Source organism: Winogradskyella marina (genome assembly GCF_015645385.1).
GTDB classification, from domain to species: Bacteria; Bacteroidota; Bacteroidia; order Flavobacteriales; family Flavobacteriaceae; genus Winogradskyella; species Winogradskyella marina.
This window is the reverse complement of the sequence record NZ_JADOET010000001.1, coordinates 551,330-578,037: the sequence shown is the minus strand read 5'-3', so window position 1 is coordinate 578,037 and position 26,708 is coordinate 551,330. Positions and strand designations below refer to the sequence as shown.

Here is a 26,708-nt window from a genome sequence, read left to right as displayed (position 1 = left end):
CTTTTAATCTTGGTGTGCTTGACAGCCTGTCAACAACAACCAGAACAACCAAAACTAACGACTAAGGCTACTAAACCTAACATCATTATTTTTTACGCCGATGATATGGGCTTTGGTGATTTGGCCATTCAAAATCCACAATCTAAAATCCCAACACCTAATTTAGATCAATTAGCTAGAGAAGGTTTGCTAATGACAGATGCTCATAGTTCTTCTGGTGTTTGTACGCCAAGTCGATACGCCTTATTATCTGGTCGTTATCATTGGAGAGATTTTAATGATATTGTACATGCTATGGGCGAATCTGTTTTTAAAGAAAATCAGGTGACTTTACCTCGAATTCTTAAGAACAATGGTTATCACACCGCGGCAATTGGTAAATGGCATTTGGGGTGGAATTGGGAGTCCATCAGAAATAAAGATTTTACTGAAAAAATAAAGGCGAAACACGGAAAGAAGGACGTCGAAATCTGGCCAGCTCAGGCTTATGATTGGGATAAACCTATTCCTAATGGTCCTTTATCCATAGGTTTTGATTCTTATTTTGGCGATGGTACCATTAATTTTCCACCATACACTTGGATTGAAAATGATAAGGTAACAGAAGCACCAACAATAACGCTAGAACACCCAAAGAAAGAATTTGCCCTAGAAGGAAATTGGGAGCTAAGACCTGGCCCAGCCGTTAAAGGTTGGGATTTTTACAAGGTTTTACCTACTGTGACGAGTTCTGCAGTTAGCTTTATTGAAAACCAAGAAAAAGCGGAAAAACCATTCTTTTTATATCTGCCTTTTCCATCGCCACATGCGCCTATAATTCCGAACAAAGCATTTAGAGGAAAAAGCGAAGCTGGTCCTTATGGTGATTTTGTATATCAAACAGATGATGCTATAGGTCAGGTTTTAGAAGCTTTAAAATCCATTGATGCAGACGAGAATACCATTGTTATCTTTACTTCAGATAACGGATCGGAGCGTTATGCTTACGATCGTATTAAAAATTATGATCATGATAGTTCGCGTCCCTTCAGAGGCGTAAAAAGAGATATCTACGAAGGTGGACATCATGTGCCTTTTATTGTAAAATGGCCAAACAAAATAAAACCAGGAACTAAGAGTACGCAATTATTTAGTCAGATTGATCTTCTAAATACCTTAGCGTCTATTACAAATAGTGAGTTGCCAAAAGGATTTCAACACGATAGTTTTAATTTTTCAGACGCCTGGTTAACGGATGCTACTGAACCCGTAAGAACGACTATTGTCCATAATACTTGGGCATCTAAGTATGCGATTAGAAAAGGGGATTGGTTGTACATTAATAATAAAGATGGTTACCACACCAGAATCCCAAAATGGTTTGAAGAAGGGAAACGTTTTGCTACAGCTAAGGATACGGTGCAGCTCTTCAACCTTAAAGACGATATTGGTCAAACCACAAATTTAGCAAGTCAATTTCCAAAGAAAGTCAAGGAATTGGCAACAGCATTGCACAAGGAACAAAAAACAGAAACGTTTAAAAATTAATTCTACAATGAGCATAAATCCAATAAAACACATTGTGTTAGGTGTCGTTCTTATGACAATGTTTTCATGCAACAACACTAAAAAAGAAGTTGTAGCAGCGAAAGAAGCTATAAAAAAAGAAGATTCAAGACCAAACATCATTTTTATTTTTGCAGATGATTGGGGTTATGGTGATCTAGGTGTTTATGGAAACACGGAGGTCGTCACGCCAAACATTGATAAAATGGCAGCTGAAGGGACACGCTATACGCAGTTTCATGTGACTAGCGGTGTGTGTTCACCAAGTCGAGCTTCGGTCTTAACAGGACATTTTCCAGCAAGGCATCAAGTTCATGCCCATTTTGCAGGTAACGAAGTGAATGCAAGACGCAATATGCCAAACTATTTAAATGATTCCTTACCTGTGTATTTACCGCAAACCATGCAAAAAGCAGGCTATAAAACCGCTCATTTTGGTAAATGGCATTTAGGAGGTGGTGGTAAACCGCATGGCGATCCTTCTGCACCAGAACCTAAAACATATGGTTATGATGAAACTAGAGTTTGGAACGGCAACGGACCAACTTGGAAAGGCGATCAAAAATGGCCAACCACACGATTTATGGATACAGATACCTTATGGGTACAAAGTTCTAGTAAAATTGCTGTAGATGAAACAATTGATTTTATTAAAGAAAATAAGGGTAAACAACCTATGTTTGTCAATCTATGGTTAAAAGATCCGCATACCCCTTTATGGCCTTCAGAGGAGCAACGTGAAGATTTTAAAGGCTTATCACCAAGTAAGGAAACCTATTATGCGGTTTTAAAAGATGCCGATTTTCATGTGGGACGCTTATTAGAGTTCATTTCAGAAATGGGATTAGATGACAATACTTTAATTATATTTTCAAGCGATAATGGCCCTGCAGGATGGGGACCTTCTAAAGAGGCCGGTTCTACAGCAGGTCTAAGAGGAAGAAAAGTAGATATTCTTCAAGGTGGTGTTGTGGTGCCTTTTATTGTAAAATGGAAAAATCATGTACAGGAAGGTAAAGTAGATTCTACCAGTGTATTATCTACAGTAGATTTATTGCCAACCTTTGCAGACTTAGCAGAAACAGAATTACCAAAAGACTATAGTATTGATGGAGAAAATATAACATCAATCTTAGAGAACAAAAGTTTTGAACGGACAAAACCGTTGTTTTGGGAATGGCGTTTTCCAAAAGTAAAAACAGATCATTGGGCTGAAGGTGCGGTTAGAGATGGCGATTGGAAACTCTTATTTAATGAAGACATTAATAAAGTAGAACTCTACAATATTTCTAAAGATCCGTTTGAGAAAAATAATGTAGCAGAAAGCAATAAGCAAGTGGTCAGTGAACTTAAAGGCTTGTGGAACGATTGGAAAAAAGAATTACCTAAATAGATTAGCATCAATAAATAACATTAAAATGAATAGAAAAATAATTGTATTAATGGCCCTTATGGGACTGACTTTTTCATGTACGTCTCAATCAACAAAGACATCTGAAACTAAAAAAACAGAACAACCTAATGTCATTGTTATTATAACAGATGACCAAGGTTATGGGGATTTAGGTGCTCATGGTAACACCTTAGTTAAAACGCCTGCTTTGGACGAACTTCATGACGAATCTGTACGATTAACAGATTTTCATGTGGGTCCAACCTGTGCGCCTTCAAGATCGGGTTTAATGACCGGACGATATGCGAATAGAGTTGGGGTTTGGCATACCATCGGTGGTGTGTCTATTTTAAGGGATGATGAAGTGACTATGGCTGATGTGTTTCAAGAAAACGGCTATGAAACCGCTATGTTTGGTAAATGGCATTTAGGAGATACTTATCCTTCTAGACCACAAGATAAAGGGTTTAAATACACTATTATGCATGGTGGAGGAGGTGTTGGACAAACACCAGATTATTGGGATAATGATTATTTTGATGATACCTATTTTAAAAATGGTGTGCCTACAAAGTTTGAGGGCTATTGTACTGATGTTTGGTTTGATGAAGCTATAAAATATATTGAAGATAAAAAGGATGAGCCGTTTTTCGCTTATATTTCTGCAAACGCACCGCACCTTCCATTCAACGTTCCTGAAGACTATTATAATCAATATAAAGATTTAGACATTCCTGAATTTCAAAAGATATTTTATGGAATGATTACCAATGTAGATGACAACGTTGCAAAACTTCAACAGAAATTGGAAGATTTAAATATTGCAGATAATACCATTGTAATTTTTATGACTGATAACGGAACGGCTTCAGGATATAAGAAAGTAGGAGGTGAACTTTACGGTTTTAATGCAGGAATGAAAGGCACCAAAAATAGTGAATATGAAGGTGGACACCGTGTGCCATTTTTCATTAAGTATCCAGGGAAAAATATTGAAGGTGGTAGAGATGTAACAGATTTAACAGCACATTTAGATATTTTACCAACCTTAGCAACCTTATGTAATTTAGAATTACCGGAAGGACAAAAAGAAATGGATGGTTCAGATATTTCGTCATTGATTTTAGGTGAAGAAGAAACCATTGGTAGAGATTATCTTATTACCGATTCTCAGCGTGTACAAAGTCCTATAAAATGGAGAAAAAGTGCCGTGATGTCAGACAAGATGCGATTGGTTAATGGTAAAGAATTATATGATATTTCTAAAGATCCAGGTCAAGAAAATGACTTAGCTGCTCAGTTCCCTGAAAAAGTAGAACAAATGCGTGGCTATTATAACGAATGGTGGAGTTCGGTCTCTACGGAGTTTAATCAGTTTCCTATTATCGTTTTAGGGTCAGATCAGCAAAACCCAATAGAGTTAACTTGCCATGATACACATGTGCACGATTCTAAAATTCCATGGAATCAGAATTTCATTAGAGAAGCAAAAAAGAACCCTGTTGGAGGCGAATTTACCGTAGCCTTTGAACAATCTGGAACGTATACAATTGAATTAAGCAGATGGCCTTTTGAATCTAATTTAGCCATTAATGCAGCTGTAGAAGGCAAAGAAGGTACCATTTCTACCGAAGCTATTGCTGAAGGTAGAACCATGAATTTTAAATCTGGTGGTGTAAAAATTGGAGCATGGGAACAAACTAAGACTGTAGACAAAGATGCTAAAGTGATAAGCTTTACAGGTAACTTTACTGAAGGCGAAACCGATATGAGTGCTTGGTTTACGACCAAGGATAATGAAGATTGGGGAGCGTTTTATATTAGAGTAACGAGAGTATCAACAGACTTCTCTTTGATAGACTAAGCGTTATAGAGATGACGCTTTACAGACACGTATTGCAAATCAGTTTATGATCTAAAAAAAGGGAACGCCAACGTTCCCTTTTTTTAGTTGTATATGTGAAAGATTAGGCTACTCTTTCGAGGCTAACATCTCTGGCGTAGCAACCGTTCTAAAGCCCATATGATCGGATCCAGAATCTACAGAAACGCCCATTTTAGCCGATATTCTAAAACTAGCACAATATGAGGCATGACATAAAAATGAACCACCTTTCATCACGTGTTCTACTTGATACGGATTATTAGGATTAAAATGCTTTTCAGCCCCTTTAGGATTAACAATTGGCTTAGAGGTATCTAATTCACTGTAATAATTCACATTAAAAAAATCACTGGTTATTTCCCATACATTTCCAGCCATATCGTAAAGTCCAATACTATTTGGAGGATACGATTTTACAGGAGAAATAAATTCAAACCCATCTTGAGACTCATTTTTAGTAGGAAAAACGCCTTGCCATGTATTGGCATTTGCATCTAATTTTGCCGCATCATTTCCCCAAGTAAAAATAGTATTTGTATTATTTCCTTGAGCTGCAGATTCCCATTCTGCTTCTGTTGGTAAACGTCTGTTTGCCCATTCACAATACGCTAAAGCATCTTGGTAAGCCACATGAACAACTGGATAATCATCTTTACCTTCAATAGTTGATTGAGGGCCATCAGGATGTCTCCAATTCGCTCCAGTTTTCCATGTCCACCATTGTCCATAATTCTGCATGTTTACAACGGCATTAACATCTTTATTAAAAATTAAACTGCCAGGTTGAAGAATGGAGTCGTGAGGCTTCGGTGTGTTTGGAGGCAATTCTTTTTTCATGTCTTCCCAATCAATCTCACGTTCTGCGATAGTAACGTAGTTGGTTGCTTCTACAAAGGCTTTAAACTGTCTATTAGTAACTACAGTAGCATCCATAAAAAAACCATCAACAGTCACCTTATGCGCTGGCTTTTCTCTTGGCATTGCGTATTGATCTGTATCTTTGGCACCTTGTAAAAACGTTTTCTTCTCTACCCAAACCATGCCTTCAGGAGCATCAGGTATTGCAGGTGTTTCTACAGGATTAATTTTATCCGTTTTGGTAGTGTCTTGCTTTACTTCATTTTTACAACTGAAAATTGCTGTAAGTATCAATAGTAAGGCAATATTTTGAGCAAATGGTCTTTTCATAAATTTTAGATACAAATTGATTTTGTTTAAATATAGTGCTTTGTTTGTCTGCATTGTAATAACATATTAAATATAAATAGCATAAGCAAAATAACTGTCATCAATTCTCAATAAAAGAAAAAACCGTAATATGAACAAGATATTGCGGTTTTTCTTTGATGTACTTAGTTTTAAAATTAGAAGTCTATCCTATTTTAATTTATTATAATTTTTTGAGTTCGGTGTTGCGTATTACTTGTTAACTCTACAATGTAAACCCCTGTTTTTATATTGCCAACATCAATAGTATTTGAAATGTTCGATGTATTTAATACATTTTGTAATACCATTCGACCTTGCATGTCATATAATTTAGCTGTAGTTTCGGAATTTAATTGTCCTTTAACCACTACTGTTTTTGATGATTGGTTTGAATAGATATGTAAACCATTTAACAAATTATCATCTACGGATAGCACATTTGTTGAGTAATGTATATAGAATCGTCCTGCTCCATTTAAATTGTCAGAAGGTGTAAATACATAATCTCCAGTATTTAATAAGGTCCATGTATTCGTTTCATTATCTTCAAGGTAAACATTAGCATTGGAAGGAATAGTAGCCGTAGTTGCATTTAAACCTATAGTTAATTGCGTGCCAGCTTCACCTGTAATACCAAGAGGTACCACTACATTATTGAAATCATTATAAGGCAATGCTTGAATTGCAAATTTTATGTCTTCATTATTATTTACAAGATACGTATATATTGGACTAGGAGAACCTGAAAAAGCAGCAGCATCATAACCTGAATCTAAATCACGTGTTTGATTTTCGGCAAAATAGATTTTAGTTGAATAACTAGATGATCCACTAGATAAAAATAACTCAGATAATACAAAGTTAGGTGTCGATGTTCTATTAGCAATAAAGTCATCGGAAGCACCAATGGTTCTCATATCAGGATTAAAAGTTACGTTCCCTCCATTTATCTTAGATCTAACAAAGAAACCTTGTCCTGGAGCAAGTTTATCAGAATTATTAAACCAATTCCAAATTGTGAAATTACTACCATCAGAATCGTCGCCATCATAACCATAAATAGCTTGGTAAGCTCCTGTATCAAATTCATCTGAGTTCTCAGTAAAGAAGGCACCGAAATCTAAATATGAAGGATAAGGATTGCCAATTAAGTTCCATCTTTTGTAATTTCCTGTACCTGTAGCTGTCTCATCTGTTATTGCAATGCCTACAGACTCAGTTTCAACAGCTCCATTAAACCTTACTGGGTCTCCGCTAATAGTTGCGGCTCTGTACCCTTTGCCAGAAATTAATTCAGTTTCATCATTATTATCGCCAGCATTATTTGAACTTTCGGTTAAGTAATTAACATAGGCACCAGTAGCATTATCGAAAGGTCCAAAAGCATATTCTAAAGGATCACTAGGATTAATAAGTATTCTATTTTCGTTTTGAGCAGCTGTAGAAAAATCACCAAATTCTAGTCCTGTTACAGGTGGAGAAACTAGGTCGTTTGTAGAAGATGACGCAACAAATCTATCATAAATAATATCGTTGTCAATAGTTCCATTTACAATTAAACTACTAAAGGCACTAGAATCTGAATTTAAAACGAAGTTATTACCAGCAATATTAGTTATATTATTAGCTGTTAAAGATTTTCCTGCGGCAATATTTATTCTCTCTGTTACACCAGCCTCCTTAAATAAAATATTGTTTACCACGACATCAGTAGTTATTTCAATGTTACCTTGTATTATTACATCATTAATAGCTGTAGGCACAATTCCTCCTATCCAAGAAGAGCCATTATCCCACGTAGACGGATTCGTTGTTGAAGCAATCTTTGGAACTCTAATATAACCGGATGCATCTTGCGTAATAGTACCATCAGCAGGTTCTACACCATCAATAAGCCATGTATCTAATATTGTTTGGGATACTTCAGTAGCTGTGGTTCCTATTCTAAGAACACCAGATGCGTAGTTTTTTAAGTCTACCTCACCTTCCGTACCTGAGGTTTCATATCCTGAAAAAATCACTACTGTTGCATCCACACCAAAGTCTAAAGCCAATTGCTCTGTTGCTACTGCAAGGCTACCCATGTTATCTTGGCTAGCGTTGAAAGTTACTGTACTAATTAAATCAGTTCCTCTAAAATTTCTGATAATATTACCTTCAAACGTATTGGCTACATTAATGGTAAATGACCCTGTATTTCTAAGTTGTACATTACTACCAATTATAGAGCTGGTGTTTGAAATGATTGGGTTATCAGTAGTGACAAAAGTACCTGAATAGCCTGAAAGATCTGAAGAAGCGCCAAAAATCATGCCGCCATTATTCCCCACACTTTCAACGAGAAAATTTCCAGATCCAGTTACGATTCCATTAAGTTCTAAAAGATTAGGTGAGGCGTTATATACATCCACCCTGTTGCTTCCTAAATCAAGGGTGTTTCCAGCAGCAAAAATAAGTTTAGAGTTGTTGGAGCCTCTTACTAGAAATTGCTTAGCGTTAGCATTCACAGCAACATTACAGTCAAACGTTGTTCCTTGACCAGCCCATTGTCTTATGATTTCATCATCAGCAGAACCATTAAGTATTAAAGTACCGTTAGAAATTGTACGTGCAGCATTATTAGTATCGATATTAATCTTCCCTACATTAACCGTACCGTCATCTAAAGATACGTCACTTTCTATTAATGCAATACCATTTGCATCTGCTATTATGCTCCCTGTCCAGTTAGTTTCTGTAGTCCATAAGCCATTTCCTGTGTTATTTTCATTTGTATAAGTGCCATCGGTCTGGGCATTTAATTGCAACAAACTGCCTAAGCCAAGAAAAGCTAGTAGTATAAGTAATTGTAATTGTTTAGTCATGATGTTAGTAGATTTTTTAAGTAGATTAAAAATATTCTGATAAAATTAAGTGTATACAGTATATATACGTTGCTTAATTCACCCAAAAACATACTCATTTCATGTAGAATACGCTGTACATAGCTATAAAGAAGTATATTATATTTTTAATTAGAATATGCTAAATAAATAGAAACAGAAAAAGTAGTTAGAAATGATAATCTTACTAATGTATGAATTCTAGGTTAAACGGTGAAGCACTAATTATGAGTAGTACTATTGTATTTTTTTGAACAAAAAAAAGAAGATGCCCTTTTAGTCAGCGTCTTTTATATTTTAAATAAAAAAAAGAATTAGGTTACTGTTCTTTTAAAAATCAAAGCCCATTCCGAAGGAGACTCTAACACCATCCTCAGAATTAAATACCCCTAAATTTGCAGATAATACATCCACGGCATTTATAAAAAAACCACCACCATAAGAATTGTGCCATTTTTCAGAAGTATCGTCTTCTAACCATATTCGTCCATAATCAAAGCCACCATAAAGCCCTAATTTAATTGGAATTAATTGTGTTTTAACACGGTTAAAACTATATCTCAAATCTGTATTTTGATAAAAGGCATTTTTTCCGGTAAAGCGTTGATTTCTATAACCTCTTAAACCATCAGTGCCACCAATTGATGCGGCTTGATAGAACTCAAACCCATCTCCAAAATTTAAATGGCTCTTAAATTTCGTTGCAAAAACTAATCGTCCGGATGGATTTAATTGTCTTGCAAAACCTATATCAGAAATTAAATAACCAAAATTACGATCGCTAACTTCTAGATTGTTTTTATACCCTGTTTCAATGGAAATATTCATACCATTGGTTGGGTAGGCGTTATTATCGTAATTTGAATAGTCATATTTTGCGTTTATACCACCGAAATGCTCTTCGTCAAATATATTTTCGGGTAATAAGTTGTTGTCCGAAACAAAGCGATTATCAGTATTGTGAATTTCATTGACTTCATAACTAACACCAAAATGTATAAGGCTTCCACGTCTAGAATTCCAAATAAGTTGTGGACTTATGCGAAAAATTCTAGTTTTAACTCTGTTGTAATCTAAACCGAAATCATCATCAAAATTTCCAGTTTCATTGCCGTAGCCAAAGAAGTTGACACTATAATTTGGACTTTGGAAATGCGCTTGGAATCCAAAATTTAAACCACCAATAACATTGGCGAACTCACCTTTATAACCTAATTCATAGCCATCAGTGGCAAAATAATATGCGGCTTTAATTTTATGTTGTGATGTAAACGGATTGCGTTCAAATCCATACGTTGTATAGGTGTCAGTAAAACCTAACTTTAGACCATCGTCTGGGTTAGCACCTAGTATAGGGATGATTTGATTAACATTATTTCTTATCTTTCTATAATTATACACATTGGTATTATAGTCATCCGTTAATTTAATTCGAGCTTTTTTAGCTTCTTTTAGGTCATTTTTCTTTGATTTGTAATCATAGATAACAATGTTTTTACCGTTTTCTACTTCGTAATCATCGTTGTTTTGTCCACCAATAAGACGTACTTTAATTTTAGAAATTTTTCCTTCAATTTTAAAACTATCTTTATCATCTAAACCATAAATCCAGATTTCTTTTGTGCTTTTTGGTTCGTAGATTTTATGATGAAAACGATCTTTAATGGTGTCATCTTTTTTGCGATATAGTGCTACTTCAACCTTACCATGTTCTAAAGCTTTCACACTTATATAGTCATCTTTATTTGTTCCTGTGATAACGGCATATTTGTTAACTAACTTCAAATAGCGATCAGAAATTTTTTGAAGATTAGCACGACGTTCTTTTAGAATTGTTTTTATGGCAGCAATGTTATCGGCATCTACTTCTTTAGGTGTATTACTAAAAGCGCGGTCGATAACATCATCCGTTATTTGAGATTGAATAAATTGTACTTGTTCATCCCAATCTAGCTTATTGGCTTCTGAAATAAAAGCGACATCCAATGCAAACCCCGAAATATTAAAACCCTTTACATCTTTTAAATCTGCTTCGTATTTTCTAAATTTCCTTGCCATAGGAATAAGTGTTACACCAGCACCAAACAAAAGGCCATCAGAGACTTTAGAAAAAGCAAAGTCTCTATCTCTTGGCAAAGGCTTGTAAATTGTGGTTCCGTCGTTTTCAAATACTAACCAACGCCATTGATCTTGATGTCTGTCAGCATCACCTATAAGCATATCGAATAAGCGTGCTTTTATAAATTCTTTTTCATCTATTATTTTAGATTCATCACTTAACACGTCTTGTAGCATATCTACAGTGCTTTCAATTTCTCCTGTAAAATTTCCTGTTCCTAATGCTGTATGACCGTCAGAAGGGTGTTCTTCAAATAGGTAAAGTTCATTTCCATAATCGTCATTATATGAATTTAAAGCTTCCTGTTTAGGAATATAATATAGTTTAGGATTTAAATGTGGAAGATTAATAGCTTCCGAGAGTGCTGCTAAAGTAAAAGGAGCATATGGGTAGGCACCTGCAAAAATATCTTCTAATAAGTCTTCGGTAGCGGTGTCTGTAAATTGCCCTTCTACATATTGATCTTTAAAAATGGCTGCTTGCATAAATTGATCCGCTTGCTTTTTCATAGCACGCATTACATAACGTTTACCATCTGCATCCTTTAAATGTAGTGTTTTTGATTGTGTGCCTCCACCTTTTCTAAATGGCTTTAGGCCACCCATTAAAGTGTCTAAGTAGGCCACTTTTGCTTTAACTTTAGTACTATAATCGTCGCGATACCGTTCGCCCCAAAGAAATTTATAAAAACCAGATTTTTTAGTGTCTTCTTTAGGATAGATTGAAGCACTTACTGAATCTAAAAGGACCTTAGGATAATTGAGTTCTGAAACCGGCTCAGGTTGTTTTATTTGTTTATAAAATTCAATTTCGCCAGCTTCAGTATTGAAGAACTGAACATCAACCGACTTATCATTTCCTATATTTAAAACGGCATAACCAGGAACGGAATGGCCATAATTATTAGGGTTTCGCATTCTTAATGGCGTACTTTTAGAACCTGAGCCACTAACAATTTGAGTAATATTGTCTGTTTCTAAATATTGCAAATTATGCTCGTGACCAGAAAGAAAAATCACATTATCATTTTGTTGTGCAGCAACCACAAGGTTTTTTCGGAGGTCGTTGTAAAATTGATTTGATAAGTCCGCATTTACGATTCCGGTAGAAGTTCTTAAAATATTTTTTATAGTACCAAGAATTGGTAGTGGCTTCATGTTTTCTTTTACACCATAACGTCCATTATGTGGCCCATTACTATACATGGGATGGTGAATAGCTACTAAAGTCGTTTTTCCTCGTGCTTTTTTTATTTCACTTCTAAATTCGTCTAAAAAGTCAGCTCGCGATTTTATTTCGCAATCATCATTGATGGTAGGATGATTATTCCAATTGGTAATATACCAGTGCGAATCTACCATGAGCATAACAATATCGTCGCTAAGGTTTATTTTTTCAATGGGACAGCCATTTTCTGGTTGAAAAGTGTTTTTCCCTAAGGCGTCTTCAACCATTTTCTCTTGTCGCTTTAAGCCTTTTAAACCGCTGTACCAATCGTGATTTCCGGGCAAGAAATAAACATGGCCAGGGAATGTTTTAGCGGCTTCTAGTTGAAGATTTAAGGCATGTTCAGCATCTTTTATGGCTTTATCATTTTTTAAAGGAATCCCTTTAGGATAAATGTTATCTCCTAGAAATAAAAGCACGTCGTTTTTGTCTGCGTTACCAAATTGACGTTGTAACTTTAGTAAAGATTTTGGTGCTGAGCCATCGGCTTCAGGTTTTCCGACATCACCAATTAAAAAAACATTGGTCGTCTTGTTGTCGATGCCCTTAAGTTCATCATAATTAGAATTGACATTGTAGGGCTTATAAGTGGCGCAACCACTCATAAGAAATCCAGTAATAATAAACCCAAATAGTAGTTTTGCTTTCATAACATCGTCTGTTTTTACACGTTTTGTAAATCTTCTATAGTAAAAATATCTGATACTTTTTGAAGCTTTCTGTTTATATCTACTCTAATAGCTTTTATGCCACTAGCGCCTTGAAGTTCTTCTAACTCTACAATTTCGATAGTATTTCCGATGTAATTTTTCGCTTGCAAAAATTCGAAATAAGCTAAATATTCTTTTTCCATCACATTGCTTGAGTACACAACAGACAGTTTATGTGGTTGTGTTAAACGTTCATTGGTGTTTTTTATGTGCGCTTTATCGATACGCTTTTTTATCATTTCGTAGCGCACATTATAAGCGCCATCGACATCAAATTGCTTCTCATCAATGCGATAACGAATGGTAATCGGTACATCGTAAGCGAGTATTAAAGAGGCTACCTCTAATTGCAATGGAAACTCTTTTTGTTTTTCGTAGTACATCGCTTCCATCTCACAAGCCACTTGTAGTTGCCATAATCGTAAGTTGTATAAAACCGTTGGATGATAATTTAAATGCTTTGTAATGGATTGGCCAATATAAAGGTTGTGTTCTATACCATCTGTTTTAAATTTTTCAAAATAATGCGGAAATATATCTTGCGCCTTTAGTTGTTGTTGGTCTAAAAATGAAGACAAGGCATTATTACCCATTTCAATAGTAATATCATATGCTTTTCTGGCATCGTATAAACTACTAGTGGTCTTATCGATGGTTCTTAAAAATTCGTCTACATCTTTACTGTTGTTAGAATTAGTTTGAAAATGCTCAAATAAAGGAAACAATTGTTTTTCAAAAAAGATATTAATTTCTTGTTCTGAATTGGTGTGGAAATTTTGCTTTAATTCTATTAAGTACTTATCAATTTGAAAAATTAACTGTTCGTAAAACGGTAAATTTATTTTAATTCTATTTCTAAGTAGTTCCTTACTTTTTTCCAATTGTCGTTCTAAGTCAGCTATGATAGCTTCATTTCTAGCGTTTGAAGACCCAACGACATCAATTTGACCAAAAAGCGGTACTACATCTTTAAAAACAATCTCTTCAAATACAGGATCTTCACCATAGTTTCTCTCCTGAATATATTTGCTAGCTTCTTCCTCAAATCGCCATTGAACAGACGGATGTATTGCCGTACACTCTTGTTGTATAATGGCACTTATTTCGTTCTGATGTTCTGAAAACGTCCGTTTAGAATAGCTTAAAATAAAAGGTAATATAGAGTCTAACTTCACCATATTAATGGCATTAAGCTGATTAGTTTTAAAGGCAGCTAATTCTATTATAAAACCTAATTCTCCATTGATAGGCACAGGAATAAGCGCCGCACTTTTCAATCCTTTATCTAATAATGTTTGGCTTAGTCTATTGCCTTTGGTCTGTTTATGATAGGTTTCTACATTTGAAATAATAATAGGTTTAGCGTCTCTAAAAAGCTGGCAGTTAATGTGTTCGCATGCATATTCATTAATGCTAACATCTTCGTCTTGTACTAAAGTTAACATATTAAAATTTCGATCAAACGGTGAAATAATTTTATTATGTTCTACGCTATAACTTCCGAGTTGTAAATCTGGAATATTAAATATGCGCCTAATATCGTGAATTAAATAATCAAAACTTTCGCTATTAGGTTGAATTAAATGCGTTTTAAAGTCATCGATACGTTCGTCTAATGAGGTGTCTATGAGGTTTACAATTCCGAAACCTTCAATAGTCCAAGAATCTTTTGGGAAGTATTTTTTCCAAATATCTATTGTATTGGCATTGCTTAATAACTCGTCTAAAATATCCTCAGTAATTTCAATGGCGTTTTCATTTGGATAGATGTCTAAAAAATCGGCATTAAAAGCTACACGATAACGCTTCTTTTCTCCGTTTTCATCAGTAATAGAGAGTGTTTTCGGTCGTTCAAAATCGACATTAAATTTATAATAAGCATTTAGTATTATAGCGTAAGTAAGTAAATCGAAAGAGTCTTCGTAATCCTTATACAGGTCATTAAAAACGTTATCACTTTTTTTGTGATTAGTAATGATGTTCTCTAATCTTGAACTACAATAAAATATATCATTAGAGTAGGGAGTAACTGCTGCTTTAATCTCATTTTCTGTAAGCGTTGGCGGAAAGAGTAAAGACATTAACTGATCTATAACAGGTTTGTTGGTTAAAAAATCGTCAATAGAATCGGTTCCCTTCTCTAATACAGGATGATTGTCAAATATTTTTAATGCTTCTTTTGCTTGGGACTGAACAGTGCTATTTTTTGATTGTAACAAACCTTCAAACTTCTCTTTTAACAAACGTAAAGAGATAATTACTTTAAAAGGGCCTGTAGTTCTGTTATTCATAGTGTTTAAATTAAAATTATAAAGGCATATTTATATAATAACTATATACAAATGCCGCTGCCGATATAATAATTCCGAACATAAAAACGGTATAAGTGATGCGTAGTAATTTATATTTTCTATTAAGCACCAAACCTAAATAATACAAATCTTTAGTCAGTGAATTGTATAATGTTTCTTCGTTGTCCATTAAGTAGTCGACTCCCCATTCAAAATCTTGCAAATTCATCTTATGAAAATTTCCAAAAAAGAGAATATTTGTTTTTTTCTCTTTAATCATTTCTTTCGTAATAGCGACATTAGAAATCTTAGGTCGTGTAGATAATACTGACAGTACCACAGATGCCACACTAAAAAGCATTAAAATTAATGTAGGATACACCAAAAATAAATTCGATGGATTATCGAGCTTAGGAACTAAATTAGATAGCGCAACAGAAATAATAATAGCATTTACAGAGAGTAAAATGTTGGCTTTGGTATCTGCAATGGCGCTTAATTCTATATGATTTTTTAATTGTACACGATACATGGTTTCTACACCTCTTCCAAACTTAGTGTTTTTGTCTTTTTTGTTCTCTTTAGCCGTTAGTTTGTGTAACTTATTTTGTATTTCTAATACATTAAGTTCCTTTTTAGGTTGCCAAATTTGTTTCGCCGAATCAGAAAAAAACGAATGGTTTTTAAGGAAGATTAGATTCTGTTCCATCCATTCAATTTCAGAAAGCTCTTCGTCGTTTTTAGCATTTAATTCTTTTAATAAGTTTTCTGAAATATCTAAATAGTCTTCAGATGCGATATGACCGCAATCGGCATCTTTAATAATGGCTTCGAGGTTATTAGTTGGTTTTGATCCTGTTTTTGTGACCAAAATTAATTGCTCAACTTGGTTTAGAGTCTCTTGAGGTAGATTCTGTTCTTTTAAATAAGAACGTGCAATTTTAACGCTTTCTTCTTCATGACCAGTGTCTAAAAAAATATAGCCTGTATCATGAAACCATGCAGCCAATAGCAATACCAAAGTGTCCTGTTCTGTACAGTTTTCCTTAGCTGCTAATTCTGTAATATCCGCAACAACTCTTCTTGTATGAATGCCATTGTGATAATAGTTTGTTGGACTGAGCTGTTTAGTTAACAGTTCGGCAACGTAGATTTCTACATCGCGTAAAAGCTTTTCTTCCATATTACAAATTTACGTAGTTTTTAAGACATGAAATTATTTAATTAAAATGAAGACCTCATTTATTTAGAATATATAGTCTTAGAGGTACAGCGAATTTTATAATACCGTTTCGTAGAAAATCAATTAATAGGGTTTATTATCGATATGCTGTGATACTGCTAAAGGCTTACTTTTTAGGTTTTTTAAAAACCTTAAATGTTTCTTAATTTATGGTTTTAGCTTCAGTTTTCTTATTTGTACCCATTCTAAATTGTTATATTTGTTTTTTGAAAAACAGAGATAAAATGAAGAAACAATTATTTGCTTTGGCAGCTTTTGCTTTATTAGTTGCCTGTGGAAACGATAACAAGAAGAAGGATAATTCTGAATTAGTAGAAACAGCTAAAGATCAGGTGGTCAACGTTTATACACATCGCCATTATGAGCCAGACCAGAATATTTTTAAAATGTTTGAAGACAAAACGGGTATCGAAGTCAAAGTGATTAATGCGAGTGCAGATGAGTTAATTCAGAAAATGAAAATGGAAGGCAAACAATCGCCTGCCGATGTATTAATAACGGTTGATGCCGGACGATTAAGTCGGGCAAAAAACCAAGGCTTGTTGCAACCAATTGAATCTGAAATTTTAGAAAAAGCCATTCCGGCGCATTTACAAGATAGCGATAACCAATGGTTTGGTTTAACAAAACGCGCACGAATTATAGCATACGCTAAAGATAGAGTGTCACCTGAAGACTTATCAACTTATGAGAATTTAGTTGAGGACAAATGGAAAGGTAAAATCTTGGTACGATCGTCTTCTAATATTTATAACCAATCCTTAATGGCATCAATCATAGCTAACAATGGTGAAGAAGCTGCTAAGAGTTGGGCTGAAGGCATGGTAGCAAATATGGCACGCTCGCCAAAAGGTTCCGATAGAGATCAAGTAAAAGCTGTAGTGGCTGGAGAAGGTGATTTGGCAATTGTAAATTCATACTATATTGGTAAAATGTTAAATTCACCAGATGCAGAAGAAGTAAAAGTAGCTAAACAAATAGGCTTGTATTTCCCAAATCAAGAAAATAGAGGAACACACATCAATGTAAGTGGTGCTGGTGTAGCCAAATATGCACCAAATAAAGAGAATGCGATTCGGTTTATTGAGTTTTTAATTAGTGAAGAAGCACAGCAAGTATTCACGGAAGCTAATTATGAATATCCAGTTTTAGAGGGTGTTGAACCTGTTCAAGATATTAAGACTTGGGGTGATTTTAAAGAAGATAATTTAGAGCTGAATGCTTTAGGAGAAAATAATAAAAAAGCCGTTTTGATTTTTGATGAAACAGGATGGAAATAATAGCAACCCTTTTTCCTTAAAAACAAGGCTACAAAGGTTAAAAAGAGATAGTAACAGATGGTCAGTACTTACACTGACCATTGTTATTTTCTTGGCACTGCCTATTATATTTATTGGTGTAGAGCTGTTTTCTGGACCTGGTGAAACTTGGAGTCATATAGTGACGTATTTATTACCAGAGTATATTTGGAATTCATTGTATCTCGTCCTTTTTTGTAGTATACTTGTTTTGCTTTTAGGAGTTTCTTCTGCGTGGTTGGTATCCCGTTTCGATTTCTTATTTCGAAAACAAATGGAGTGGTTATTAATCTTACCACTCGCTATTCCTTCCTATATAGTAGGTTATGCCTATGCTGGGATTTTCGATTATGGAGGAAGCCTAGATTTGCTATTGAGACAGTTAAATCTCGATTTTATACGAATCGATATTATGAATAGAGCAGGACTCGCTTTTGTGTTGAGTATTTCACTATTTCCGTATGTTTATGTAAGCGCAAGAGCTTTTTTTCTTAACCAAGCTAACAATCTTTTAGAGGCGTCAAAAGTGTTGGGTGTTGGAGAACGTAAAACTTTTTTTAGACTGATGTTACCATTGGCAAGACCAGCTATTGTTGCAGGTTTAGTTTTAGTGTTAATGGAAGTGCTCAACGATTATGGTGCAGCAAGTTATTACGGTGTAAATACCTTTACCACCGGAATATTTAGATCTTGGTTTTCCCTGGAAGAGCCAGAGACAGCCGTGTATTTATCCGCATTGTTAATCGTGATTGTTTTTGCCTTAATTCTGTTTGAAAAATGGCAAGTACGAAAACTAAAGTTTACATCGTCAAAAACAAACAGTAAACAAATGCAACGAAAAACGCCGAAGCGGTCTGTACAATGGTTGCTATTTTCAATTGTATTTTTACCCGTGCTTTTAGGGTTTCTTTTACCAGTAGGACAATTATTATATTGGGCCTTTTTAACCGCATCTACGGTTTTTGATATGCAGTTCCTTATGATTTCATTACAAAGTTTTGGCATCGCTATTTCCTCTGCAGTTCTTACTGTTTTCTTTGCGCTTTTATTGATTTATTTTTCAAAATGGAGCAACATTCGTTCTATTAAGAATATCGCTAGAATTGGTGTTTTGGGGTATGCAATTCCTGGTGCTGTAATTGCGATTGGAATTATGATTCCAACCTTAGCTTTAGACAAATGGTTGATTGGTGTTTTGGGTAACTTCGGAATTGATTCTGGACTAATCATCAACGGCACTTTAATGGTATTGCTATATGCTTATGCGGTGCGCTTTTTAGCTGTAGCGTATAATCCTATAGAATCCACAGCCTTGAAAGTTGATAATTCCATTCCGGATTCTTCAAAAGTGTTAGGTGTCGGAAACTTAAAAACGTTTTTTAAAATTGAATTCCCATTAATTAAAACAGGTGTATTTAGTGCTGTAATTTTAGTGTTTATTGATGTGATGAAAGAGCTACCCTTAACCTTAATTTTAAAACCCTATCATATAGATACACTCGCTGTAAAAGCATTTGAATATGCCAGTGATGAAATGGTTATGGAAGCAGCAATACCATCTCTTTTCATTATCTTTACTGCTATGATTCCGGTCATATTTTTAAATAAATTATTAATTAAAAAATAAGAATGCTAACAATAGATGCACTTTCCAAAAGCTTTGATAAAGGTAAAAATTACGCTTTAGATAACGTGACTTTTAATTTAAAAGCGGGAGATGTCTGTGCTATTGTTGGTGAAAGCGGCAGTGGAAAAACAACCTTGGTTCGTTTAATTGCCGGACTCGAACGTCCTGACAATGGGAGTATTTTATTAGATGATAAAGTAATTGCTTCGGTTAATAAATTTGTTCAGCCTGAAAAAAGAAAGATAGGTTTGGTCTTTCAGGAGTATGCTCTTTTTCCGCATTTAACTATTTTCGATAATATCTTATACGGTATTTCAAAACTAAAAAACAAGAAAGTCCGAGCTCAAGACATGTTAGATTTGGTGGGTTTAAGCGGTATGGAAAAACGCTATCCGCATCAACTTTCTGGCGGACAGCAACAACGAGTCGCCTTGGCACGAGCCTTGGCACCAGAGCCTTCATTGTTAATTTTAGATGAACCCTTTAGCAACCTCGATGCTATGTTGCGAACACAATTACGTAACGAAGTATTCGAAATCATTAAAAAAACAGAAGTCACAGTCTTGTTCGTTACTCACGACACGCAAGATGCACTTTCTGTAGCAGATGAAATATTGATTTTACAAAAGGGGAAAGTGGTTCAAAAAGATGCTGCGGCAAATTTATATGTGAAGCCAAATAACTTATATGTAGCGTCCTTATTTGGAAGTACAATTCATATCAATAAAAACATTCAGAATGCGTTTCAGTGTCCCTTAAAAGAAACCTGTTGCCATGCCATCCGAAATGAAAAAATTAAAGTAAATCCATCTTCTAATAATTTTGATTGCGAATACATCACCACAGCTGAGGTCATTAAAAAAATTGAACTCGGTGACTCCGTTCAGTTACTTTTAAAACTTGAATCTGGTGAGCAATTAACGGTTATGACACAGGCTACCAATATTGAAGATGTTATTCATATTGGTTTTAACTCTAAAGATATTTTAGAGTTTAATGAGGACGCGGTTTAATAATATTTTTAAAGCAAAACATCATTATTAATAATTGATGTTTCGCTTTATTATTTAATTAAATGCTTTGGCAAGTCTTCAACCCGTTCGCAACATACTTGTTCCATGACTTGTTGAAATTCCCGCTTCATTAAAGAAATGGTATGATTACCACCTTCCTTACCTAAAGCACCAACACCATACATAAAACTTCGACCCATAAACGTAAAATCTGCACCACTTGCTATCGACCTTGCAATATCTGGTCCTCCTCGTAAACCTGAGTCGACCATTATTGTTATTTGATCCTTGTATTTTTGAGCCAAATTCGTCATTGGTACAATAGTAGACTGCCCAGCATCTAATTGACGTCCTCCATGATTTGAAACGATTAAACCATCGACACCCAAATCGATTGCTTTTACGGTGTCTTCTTCGCTAACAACTCCTTTTATAACTAGTTTTCCTTTCCATTGATCTCTCAATGAAGCGATTCTATCTGTGTTGAGGCGTCCTGTGAAAGTTTCATCCATAAATTCGCCTAGCTTTTTCAGATTTAAACCTTTTGGCATATATTTCTCCATGGTTTTAAAACTTGGTTGTCCATGAATTAACGTTTGAATTGCCCAATCTGGTTTCGTAAACACCTCTAAAATATTTTTAACGCTCATCGTTGGTGGCATTGCTAAACCGTTTCTAACATCTCTAGGTCTGTAACCAAATGTTGGAACATCTGCCAAAATAACTAACACGTCATTACCAGCATTTGCTGCGCGATCTAACAAATCTCTTTTTATTTTTTCATCTGTTGGATGATACAGTTGAAACCAGTTTTTTCCTTCTGTTATTTCTGCAATGCGCTCTATACTAGACGTCGTAACCGTACTTAAAATAAAAGGAATATTATGGTCAAAAGCTGATTTTGCTAAGATTTCTGGAGCATTTGGCCACATTAATCCTTGTAAGCCAACAGGAGCGATACCAAAAGGAGCATCATAAGTATGTCCAAACAACTCTGTTTTTAAATTAGATTTATCAAATTTTGATAAGTATTGAGGCATTAACTCAACTTTCTGTATATCTGTACGGTTTTTATCTAAATTAATATCTTCATTACAGCCTCCATCTAGGTATTCAAATGCAAATTTTGGCATTTTTACCATAGCTCTTTGTCGTAAATCAGTAACCGAAGGGTATTTTGGATTTATCTTTATTTCCATAATTGTATAATTTACTTATAAACTTTTAAAGTTCTATAACCATAAAACGCGATAAAACAAAAGCATATAAAAGGTAGGATAAATGAAAAGTTAACACCAGAAAACGGGCCAATACTTTCCATATCTATCATAAGTCCTTGTAAGATTGGCATTAATGCTCCACCAACAATCGCCATCACTAAACCAGCAGCTCCTAATGCTGAATCTTCTTCGCTTAATCCATTTAATGCAATACCGTAAATAGTAGGAAACATTAAGGACATAAACGCTGAGGTAGCTACTAATAAATATAAGCCAATGATGCCATCAATTAAAATAACTCCCGAAATTGTTGCCATAGCACCAAAGGCAAAAATCATGAGTAGTTTTCTTGAGTTGACATACTTCATTAAAAACGTACTGATAAAGCGACTTACCAAAAATATGGACATGGCCACAATATTGTAGTTTTGCGCTTCTGCTTTTGGTATGCCTAAATTACCAGCATATTGAATAATAAACGTCCAACACATAATTTGTGCCGCTACATAAAACAATTGTGCTAAGACGCCTTCTTTGTATTTACCATTTTTAAATAGTCTTTTAAATGAAGCTGATGCACTTGTTTTATTTTCATTCTTAAGTCGTTTTGGCATTTTTGTTAATCCTATAACCACTAGCATCGCGATGACTACAAATCCAAGAATGACATAAGGGTTTCTAATAATACCTAAATCATGAGTTCTAATTACAGCTTTTTGAGCTTCATCTAAACTTGTAAAAACAAGTTCGCCCATTTCATTTCTAATATCAGAATCTAAAGCAATAAGAATAAATTTTGATGCTACGAACATCCCTAAAAGAGATCCAATAGGATTGAAAGCTTGTGCTAAGTTTAAACGCTGCGTTGCTGTGCGCTCGTCGCCCATAGATAATATAAACGGATTCGCTGTGGTTTCTAAAAAAGCAAGCCCGAACGTTAGAATATAAAGTGATCCTAAAAAGAAACCAAATACTTCAAATTTAGCAGCTGGATAAAATAATAAAGCTCCAGTAGCATATAGTGCCAAACCAAGCATTATGCCTTTTTTGTAACTATGTTTTCTAACAAATAATGCTGCTGGTATTGCCATTGTGGCATAACCACCATAAAATGCTAATTGAACCAAAGCGGCTTTTGCCGTTGAGATTTCCATAACAGTTCCAAAGGCAGCAACCATAGGATTTGTGATGTCGTTTGCAAATCCCCAAAGCGCAAATAAAGACGTAATGAGTATAAATGGGATAAGAACCTCCTTAGAAACTACTGGTACTTTTGTTGTATTAGTCATTGCGAAATGAATTTTATTTCAATTATAAAAAAAGCACCATTCAAATTGATTTATAAAAATGAATAGTGCTAATCTAACTTGCTATTAATTTCTATCTATATTGCGCGTAAACGACTTTAGTTTGAAGGTACTCTTCCATACCATGCTTTCCGTCAGCTCCACCAATTCCAGATTTTTTCCATCCAGCATGGAAACCTTGAATAGCTTCAAAATGTTCTCTGTTTATATAGGTTTCGCCATATTCTAACTCTTCAGCTGCGTGCATAACTTTGTTAAAGTTTTCTGAGAAAATTGATGATGTTAAACCATACTCAGAATCATTAGCTAAAGCAATAGCTTCATCTAAAGTGCTAAATTTCATTACTGGTAAAACTGGTCCAAAAACTTCTTCTTGGATAATTTGCATATCTTGTTTTACATTGGTTAATAATGTAGGTTGGTAAAAATAGCCTTTGTCAAACTGGCTAGACTTATTTCCACCAAGTAAAACTTCTGCACCTTCTTTTTTAGCAAACTCAACCATTTCTGCTACTTTATCTAACTGATCTTTAGAAACCATAGCGCTCATATCAGGATTGTTAGAAGAAAAAGCGTCTTCTACTTTTAAGGCTTTCATTTTAGCAGTAGTCATTTCTAAAAACTGATCGTGAATAGACTCTTCTACGTAAACACGTTCTGCACAATTACAAACTTGTCCGCTATAAATGATTCTAGAACCAACAACGGCGTTTACAGCTAATTCTAAATTAGCATCAGCACAAACAATTGCAGGAGCTTTTCCTCCCAGTTCTAAAGATACTTTTGTAATGTTCTGAGATGCTGCTTCCATAACTTTTTGACCAGCAAAAACACTACCTGTTAAACTAATAATGCCTGTCGTTGGACTTTTACTAAGTGCATTACCTACAACAGGTCCTGAACCACAAACAAAATTTAATACACCAGCTGGTAAGTCTATTTTTTGAATTAAATCTACCCATTCCATAATGGTATTAGGTGCAACACAACTAGGCTTAATTACACATGTATTTCCTGTAATTAATGAAGCAGCAACTTTTCTTGCCATAACAAAGAATGGGAAATTCCAAGGCAAAATACCTACAGCAACACCTATAGGTGCTTTGTGTAAAAAGATACGTTCTTTCTGACGGTCACTTTGTATAATTTCTCCTTCTATACGTCTTGCAAAACCTGCATAATAATCAAAATAATCTGCAGTAACATCTATTTCTACTTGTGCTAATCCCATTACTTTAGCTTGCTCTGCAGCTAAGGTTTCTGCTAAAAACACGCGGTTCTCACGTATAACACTAGCCATTTTATTCAAATAACCAGCACGTTCAATTGCAGTTAAAGATTTCCAAGCATGCTGTGATTCTTTTGCTGCTTCTAATGCATTATTAGCATCCTCAACAGAACCATGTGGTATCTCTGACAATACTTCTTCTGTACAAGGGTTAAGTACTTTTGTTACTTCTGAAGATGTTGATTTTACAAACTTTCCGTTTATAAATTGATTAAATTGTTTCATGACTGTTTATGTTTAGTTTATGATATTTGTAATAATTTCAAGGTTTTAATAGTAATTGAATAAAATCTCGAACTGTTTTGTGAAAATGCGGTTAACAAACTTATGTTATAATGTGGTTTTAGTATTTATCCATATTAATCAATAATATGTACAATTTAAACATGGCGGGTTTTTAAAGTTTGTTTTTTTTATCTTAAATGGTAATAAAAAGGGACGCCATATTAAAAATTAAAATTGCTAATAAAAGCTCTAACTAACTTTGGTTAAGCTGTTAATTTTAGCAAATAACTAAAAAAATATAGAGTGTAGGTTTCTCAAATCCACCAATTGCTTGCTCAAAATATTCATAAGGGTTTATTTCAGAATTAAACCATTTTTAATAAACCGATATCCTATTAAAAGAGAATTAAAATTAGGTGTATTTTCCAGATTTGTAAGATGCTGGAGTTAATCCAGTAACAGATTTAAATACACGAGAAAAGTGGTAACGATCCGAAAATCCTAAATTAAAAGAGACTTCCTCTATAGATTTGTTGGTGTGCTCAAACAATTCGCACGATTTAGCAATTTTTCTATTCTGAATAAATTGATGTAGCGTCACATTCATTTCTTCTTTAAACAATCTAGCAAAAGAATTTGGTGCCATATTAACGAGCGATGATAGTTCTGCATTACTTAATTTTTTATTGATATGAACTTCAACATACCGAATGACCTTTAAAACGCGTTCATCAATATTAATGGTTTTCCATAATTCTGGACCAATATTAGTTAAAGCTTCTTTTATAAAAGCTTGTAGTTTTAGATTAAAAGTAAGTTTAAAATCTTTGTTTTCAATCTTTAAACGGCTTGTTAAATACTGTAATCGATCTTTTAGATAATCCGTTAATTCAATTTTTAAAATACCAGGATAGACACTATCAAACGGAACCCCTAAATTAAAATGAACGAAGAAGTGAATCAAAAACATATTTTCTAAGTCGTCTTCATTGTAATTAGTATTTAGTTGTTTTCCTGCAACATGAACACCGTCGTTATAAATATGATTTTTGGTATAGCGCGAAGAGAACGACGTAAAAGGGGGAATAATATAGAGGTGATTTGTGTCCATTTCAAACACATTATCCTGATGTATTAATTGGCCGCCTGTGTTTTTATTCCAATATAGCCTCCAAAACGGAAAAACCATTTCGTGACAATCCCATAATTCTAACAACCAATATCTGCAGCATAAAAGCTTTAATTTCAGGTCAATAAAATTTTGATGGTTAGATGAAGGATCTCCTAATTCTATGTCTTTTACAAACTTCATGATGTGTCGATGTTTGAATTAGATACAAAAATACGGATTTTGAATATTTAATATTGTTATTCGTGGATGTAAATTTGTTCCAATTAAAATTCAAAGTAGATGAAAACGATAAAACTTCCAAATCAAGTAGAAGCAGAATTAAAAAAGGTATCAGAAGTCGCTGGTTATTTATGGCAACGTGAATGGGCAGAACGAAATGCAGGAAATATTTCGATGAATTTGACCTCGTTCTTTAAAAAAGAAGAAGTTCAAGGTATTGGCGAAGAAGTGCCTTTCGATTTTCCAAAAGGAGCAGCAGGTTTTGTGATTTATATTACAGGAACAGGTTGTTACTTAAGAGATTTAGTAGATAAGTTAGATGAAGTATCATGTATTCTTTACATTAATGAAGATGCAACAGCATATTCTATTGTTTGGGGAGGAAAACGTGACAACTTCGGTCCAACTTGTGAGTTAATTTCGCACTCAAGCATCCACCTTTTTAACTCTATTCACCATCCAGAAAACCTAGCGGTTGTCCACACGCACCCATTAGAATTAATTTGTATGAGTCATCACGAATTGTTTGATAACGAAGAGGAATTAAACAGACAAATTTGGATGATGTGTCCTGAGGTAAAAGTATTTGTACCAAAAGGAATTCACTGTACACCTTATGCGTTATCGAGTACTGCTGCGCTTGCAGAAGTCACTATGGAAGCGTTTAAAACAAGAAATGTATCCTTATGGGAAAAGCACGGAGCAACAGCGACAGCGCCAGATGTAATGCAAGCTTGGGATTTCTTAGACGTCGCAAATAAAGGAGCTAAAATGTTAATGATGTGTTGGGCAGCAGGTTTTAAACCAGCAGGATTATCTAACGAGCAGCTAACAGAATTAGAACAATTTACATAGAATAAAAAAGTATTATAAAG

The 26,708-nt window shown here is 34.5% G+C and carries 16 protein-coding genes; 7 read left to right on the top strand and 9 right to left on the bottom strand.

All coding sequences use genetic code 11. From position 1 onward, the window contains the following. Window positions 1-12: 12 nt before the first annotated feature. Genes ITJ86_RS02390 through ITJ86_RS02380 form a run of 3 tightly spaced genes read left to right on the top strand, consistent with a single transcriptional unit; the run spans window position 13 to window position 4,802 of the window. Complete coding sequence (locus ITJ86_RS02390; protein WP_317190615.1) at window positions 13-1,527, top strand: sulfatase family protein; 1,515 nt, start codon at window positions 13-15, stop codon at window positions 1,525-1,527. Between the two features lie 7 nt (window positions 1,528-1,534). Beyond that, window positions 1,535-2,938, top strand: a complete 1,404-nt coding sequence (locus ITJ86_RS02385) for a sulfatase family protein (RefSeq protein ID WP_195869998.1) — start codon at window positions 1,535-1,537, stop codon at window positions 2,936-2,938. A gap of 25 nt (window positions 2,939-2,963) precedes the next feature. After that, complete coding sequence (locus ITJ86_RS02380) at window positions 2,964-4,802, top strand: arylsulfatase (RefSeq protein WP_195869997.1); 1,839 nt, start codon at window positions 2,964-2,966, stop codon at window positions 4,800-4,802. Between the two features lie 108 nt (window positions 4,803-4,910). Here the strand turns inward: ITJ86_RS02380 and ITJ86_RS02375 are convergent, their stop codons facing one another. From ITJ86_RS02375 to ITJ86_RS02355, 5 genes are all read right to left on the bottom strand, one after another. After that, window positions 4,911-6,011 (bottom strand): formylglycine-generating enzyme family protein, encoded by a 1,101-nt coding sequence (locus tag ITJ86_RS02375; RefSeq protein ID WP_195869996.1) that lies wholly within the window; start codon window positions 6,009-6,011, stop codon window positions 4,911-4,913. Window positions 6,012-6,205: 194 nt separating this feature from the next. After that, the gene (locus ITJ86_RS02370; protein WP_195869995.1) at window positions 6,206-8,896 is read right to left on the bottom strand and encodes a T9SS type A sorting domain-containing protein; all 2,691 of its coding nucleotides are present in this window, start codon (window positions 8,894-8,896) and stop codon (window positions 6,206-6,208) included. Window positions 8,897-9,244: 348 nt separating this feature from the next. Beyond that, window positions 9,245-12,910, bottom strand: coding sequence for a metallophosphoesterase (locus ITJ86_RS02365; RefSeq protein WP_195869994.1), 3,666 nt, complete (start codon window positions 12,908-12,910; stop codon window positions 9,245-9,247). A gap of 14 nt (window positions 12,911-12,924) precedes the next feature. Next, entirely contained in the window at window positions 12,925-15,261 is a 2,337-nt protein-coding gene (locus ITJ86_RS02360) for a hypothetical protein (RefSeq protein ID WP_230080186.1), read from the bottom strand. A gap of 16 nt (window positions 15,262-15,277) precedes the next feature. Beyond that, window positions 15,278-16,444: a Pycsar system effector family protein gene (locus ITJ86_RS02355; RefSeq protein WP_195869993.1), complete on the bottom strand. Its 1,167-nt coding sequence runs from the start codon at window positions 16,442-16,444 to the stop codon at window positions 15,278-15,280. Between the two features lie 284 nt (window positions 16,445-16,728). On the opposite strand from ITJ86_RS02355, the gene ITJ86_RS02350 reads away from it, so the two are divergent. The 3 genes from ITJ86_RS02350 to ITJ86_RS02340 are packed head-to-tail and all read left to right on the top strand — an operon-like array spanning window position 16,729 to window position 20,442. Next, window positions 16,729-17,784: a Fe(3+) ABC transporter substrate-binding protein gene (locus ITJ86_RS02350; protein WP_195869992.1), complete on the top strand. Its 1,056-nt coding sequence runs from the start codon at window positions 16,729-16,731 to the stop codon at window positions 17,782-17,784. Continuing rightward, window positions 17,765-19,429, top strand: a complete 1,665-nt coding sequence (locus ITJ86_RS02345) for an ABC transporter permease (protein WP_195869991.1) — start codon at window positions 17,765-17,767, stop codon at window positions 19,427-19,429. Before ITJ86_RS02350 ends, ITJ86_RS02345 begins: the two co-directional genes overlap by 20 nt. A 2-nt stretch (window positions 19,430-19,431) precedes the next feature. Then, window positions 19,432-20,442 carry an ABC transporter ATP-binding protein gene (locus tag ITJ86_RS02340; protein WP_195869990.1) on the top strand — a complete coding sequence of 337 codons (1,011 nt, stop codon included), beginning with the start codon at window positions 19,432-19,434 and terminating at the stop codon, window positions 20,440-20,442. A 50-nt stretch (window positions 20,443-20,492) separates the two neighbouring features. On the opposite strand, the gene ITJ86_RS02335 is transcribed toward ITJ86_RS02340, so the two are convergent. The 4 genes from ITJ86_RS02335 to ITJ86_RS02320 all read right to left on the bottom strand — a co-directional run bounded on the left by ITJ86_RS02335 (window position 20,493) and on the right by ITJ86_RS02320 (window position 25,794). Further along, entirely contained in the window at window positions 20,493-21,641 is a 1,149-nt protein-coding gene (locus tag ITJ86_RS02335; RefSeq protein ID WP_195869989.1) for an alpha-hydroxy acid oxidase, read from the bottom strand. Window positions 21,642-21,652: 11 nt separating this feature from the next. Further along, window positions 21,653-22,951 carry an L-fucose:H+ symporter permease gene (gene fucP, locus ITJ86_RS02330; protein WP_195869988.1) on the bottom strand — a complete coding sequence of 433 codons (1,299 nt, stop codon included), beginning with the start codon at window positions 22,949-22,951 and terminating at the stop codon, window positions 21,653-21,655. Window positions 22,952-23,042: 91 nt separating this feature from the next. After that, on the bottom strand, window positions 23,043-24,482 hold the full coding sequence (gene aldA, locus ITJ86_RS02325; RefSeq protein ID WP_195869987.1) for an aldehyde dehydrogenase: 1,440 nt from the start codon (window positions 24,480-24,482) through the stop codon (window positions 23,043-23,045). 412 nt (window positions 24,483-24,894) lie between these two features. Beyond that, window positions 24,895-25,794: a helix-turn-helix domain-containing protein gene (locus ITJ86_RS02320; RefSeq protein WP_195869986.1), complete on the bottom strand. Its 900-nt coding sequence runs from the start codon at window positions 25,792-25,794 to the stop codon at window positions 24,895-24,897. A 99-nt stretch (window positions 25,795-25,893) separates the two neighbouring features. Here ITJ86_RS02320 and rhaD point away from each other — a divergent pair, with 99 nt between their 5' ends. Continuing rightward, on the top strand, window positions 25,894-26,688 hold the full coding sequence (rhaD, locus tag ITJ86_RS02315) for a rhamnulose-1-phosphate aldolase (RefSeq protein ID WP_195869985.1): 795 nt from the start codon (window positions 25,894-25,896) through the stop codon (window positions 26,686-26,688). Window positions 26,689-26,708: the final 20 nt, after the last annotated feature.

Coding starts and splice junctions, on each gene's coding strand:
- ITJ86_RS02385 (WP_195869998.1), top strand. CDS start 1,535: ATGAGCATAAATCCAATAAAACACATTGTGTTAGGTGTCGTTCTTATG.
- ITJ86_RS02380 (WP_195869997.1), top strand. CDS start 2,964: ATGAATAGAAAAATAATTGTATTAATGGCCCTTATGGGACTGACTTTT.
- ITJ86_RS02375 (WP_195869996.1), bottom strand. CDS start 6,011: ATGAAAAGACCATTTGCTCAAAATATTGCCTTACTATTGATACTTACA.
- ITJ86_RS02370 (WP_195869995.1), bottom strand. CDS start 8,896: ATGACTAAACAATTACAATTACTTATACTACTAGCTTTTCTTGGCTTA.
- ITJ86_RS02365 (WP_195869994.1), bottom strand. CDS start 12,910: ATGAAAGCAAAACTACTATTTGGGTTTATTATTACTGGATTTCTTATG.
- ITJ86_RS02360 (WP_230080186.1), bottom strand. CDS start 15,261: ATGAATAACAGAACTACAGGCCCTTTTAAAGTAATTATCTCTTTACGT.
- ITJ86_RS02355 (WP_195869993.1), bottom strand. CDS start 16,444: ATGGAAGAAAAGCTTTTACGCGATGTAGAAATCTACGTTGCCGAACTG.
- ITJ86_RS02350 (WP_195869992.1), top strand. CDS start 16,729: ATGAAGAAACAATTATTTGCTTTGGCAGCTTTTGCTTTATTAGTTGCC.
- ITJ86_RS02345 (WP_195869991.1), top strand. CDS start 17,765: ATGAAACAGGATGGAAATAATAGCAACCCTTTTTCCTTAAAAACAAGG.
- ITJ86_RS02340 (WP_195869990.1), top strand. CDS start 19,432: ATGCTAACAATAGATGCACTTTCCAAAAGCTTTGATAAAGGTAAAAAT.
- ITJ86_RS02335 (WP_195869989.1), bottom strand. CDS start 21,641: ATGGAAATAAAGATAAATCCAAAATACCCTTCGGTTACTGATTTACGA.
- fucP (WP_195869988.1), bottom strand. CDS start 22,951: ATGACTAATACAACAAAAGTACCAGTAGTTTCTAAGGAGGTTCTTATC.
- aldA (WP_195869987.1), bottom strand. CDS start 24,482: ATGAAACAATTTAATCAATTTATAAACGGAAAGTTTGTAAAATCAACA.
- ITJ86_RS02320 (WP_195869986.1), bottom strand. CDS start 25,794: ATGAAGTTTGTAAAAGACATAGAATTAGGAGATCCTTCATCTAACCAT.
- rhaD (WP_195869985.1), top strand. CDS start 25,894: ATGAAAACGATAAAACTTCCAAATCAAGTAGAAGCAGAATTAAAAAAG.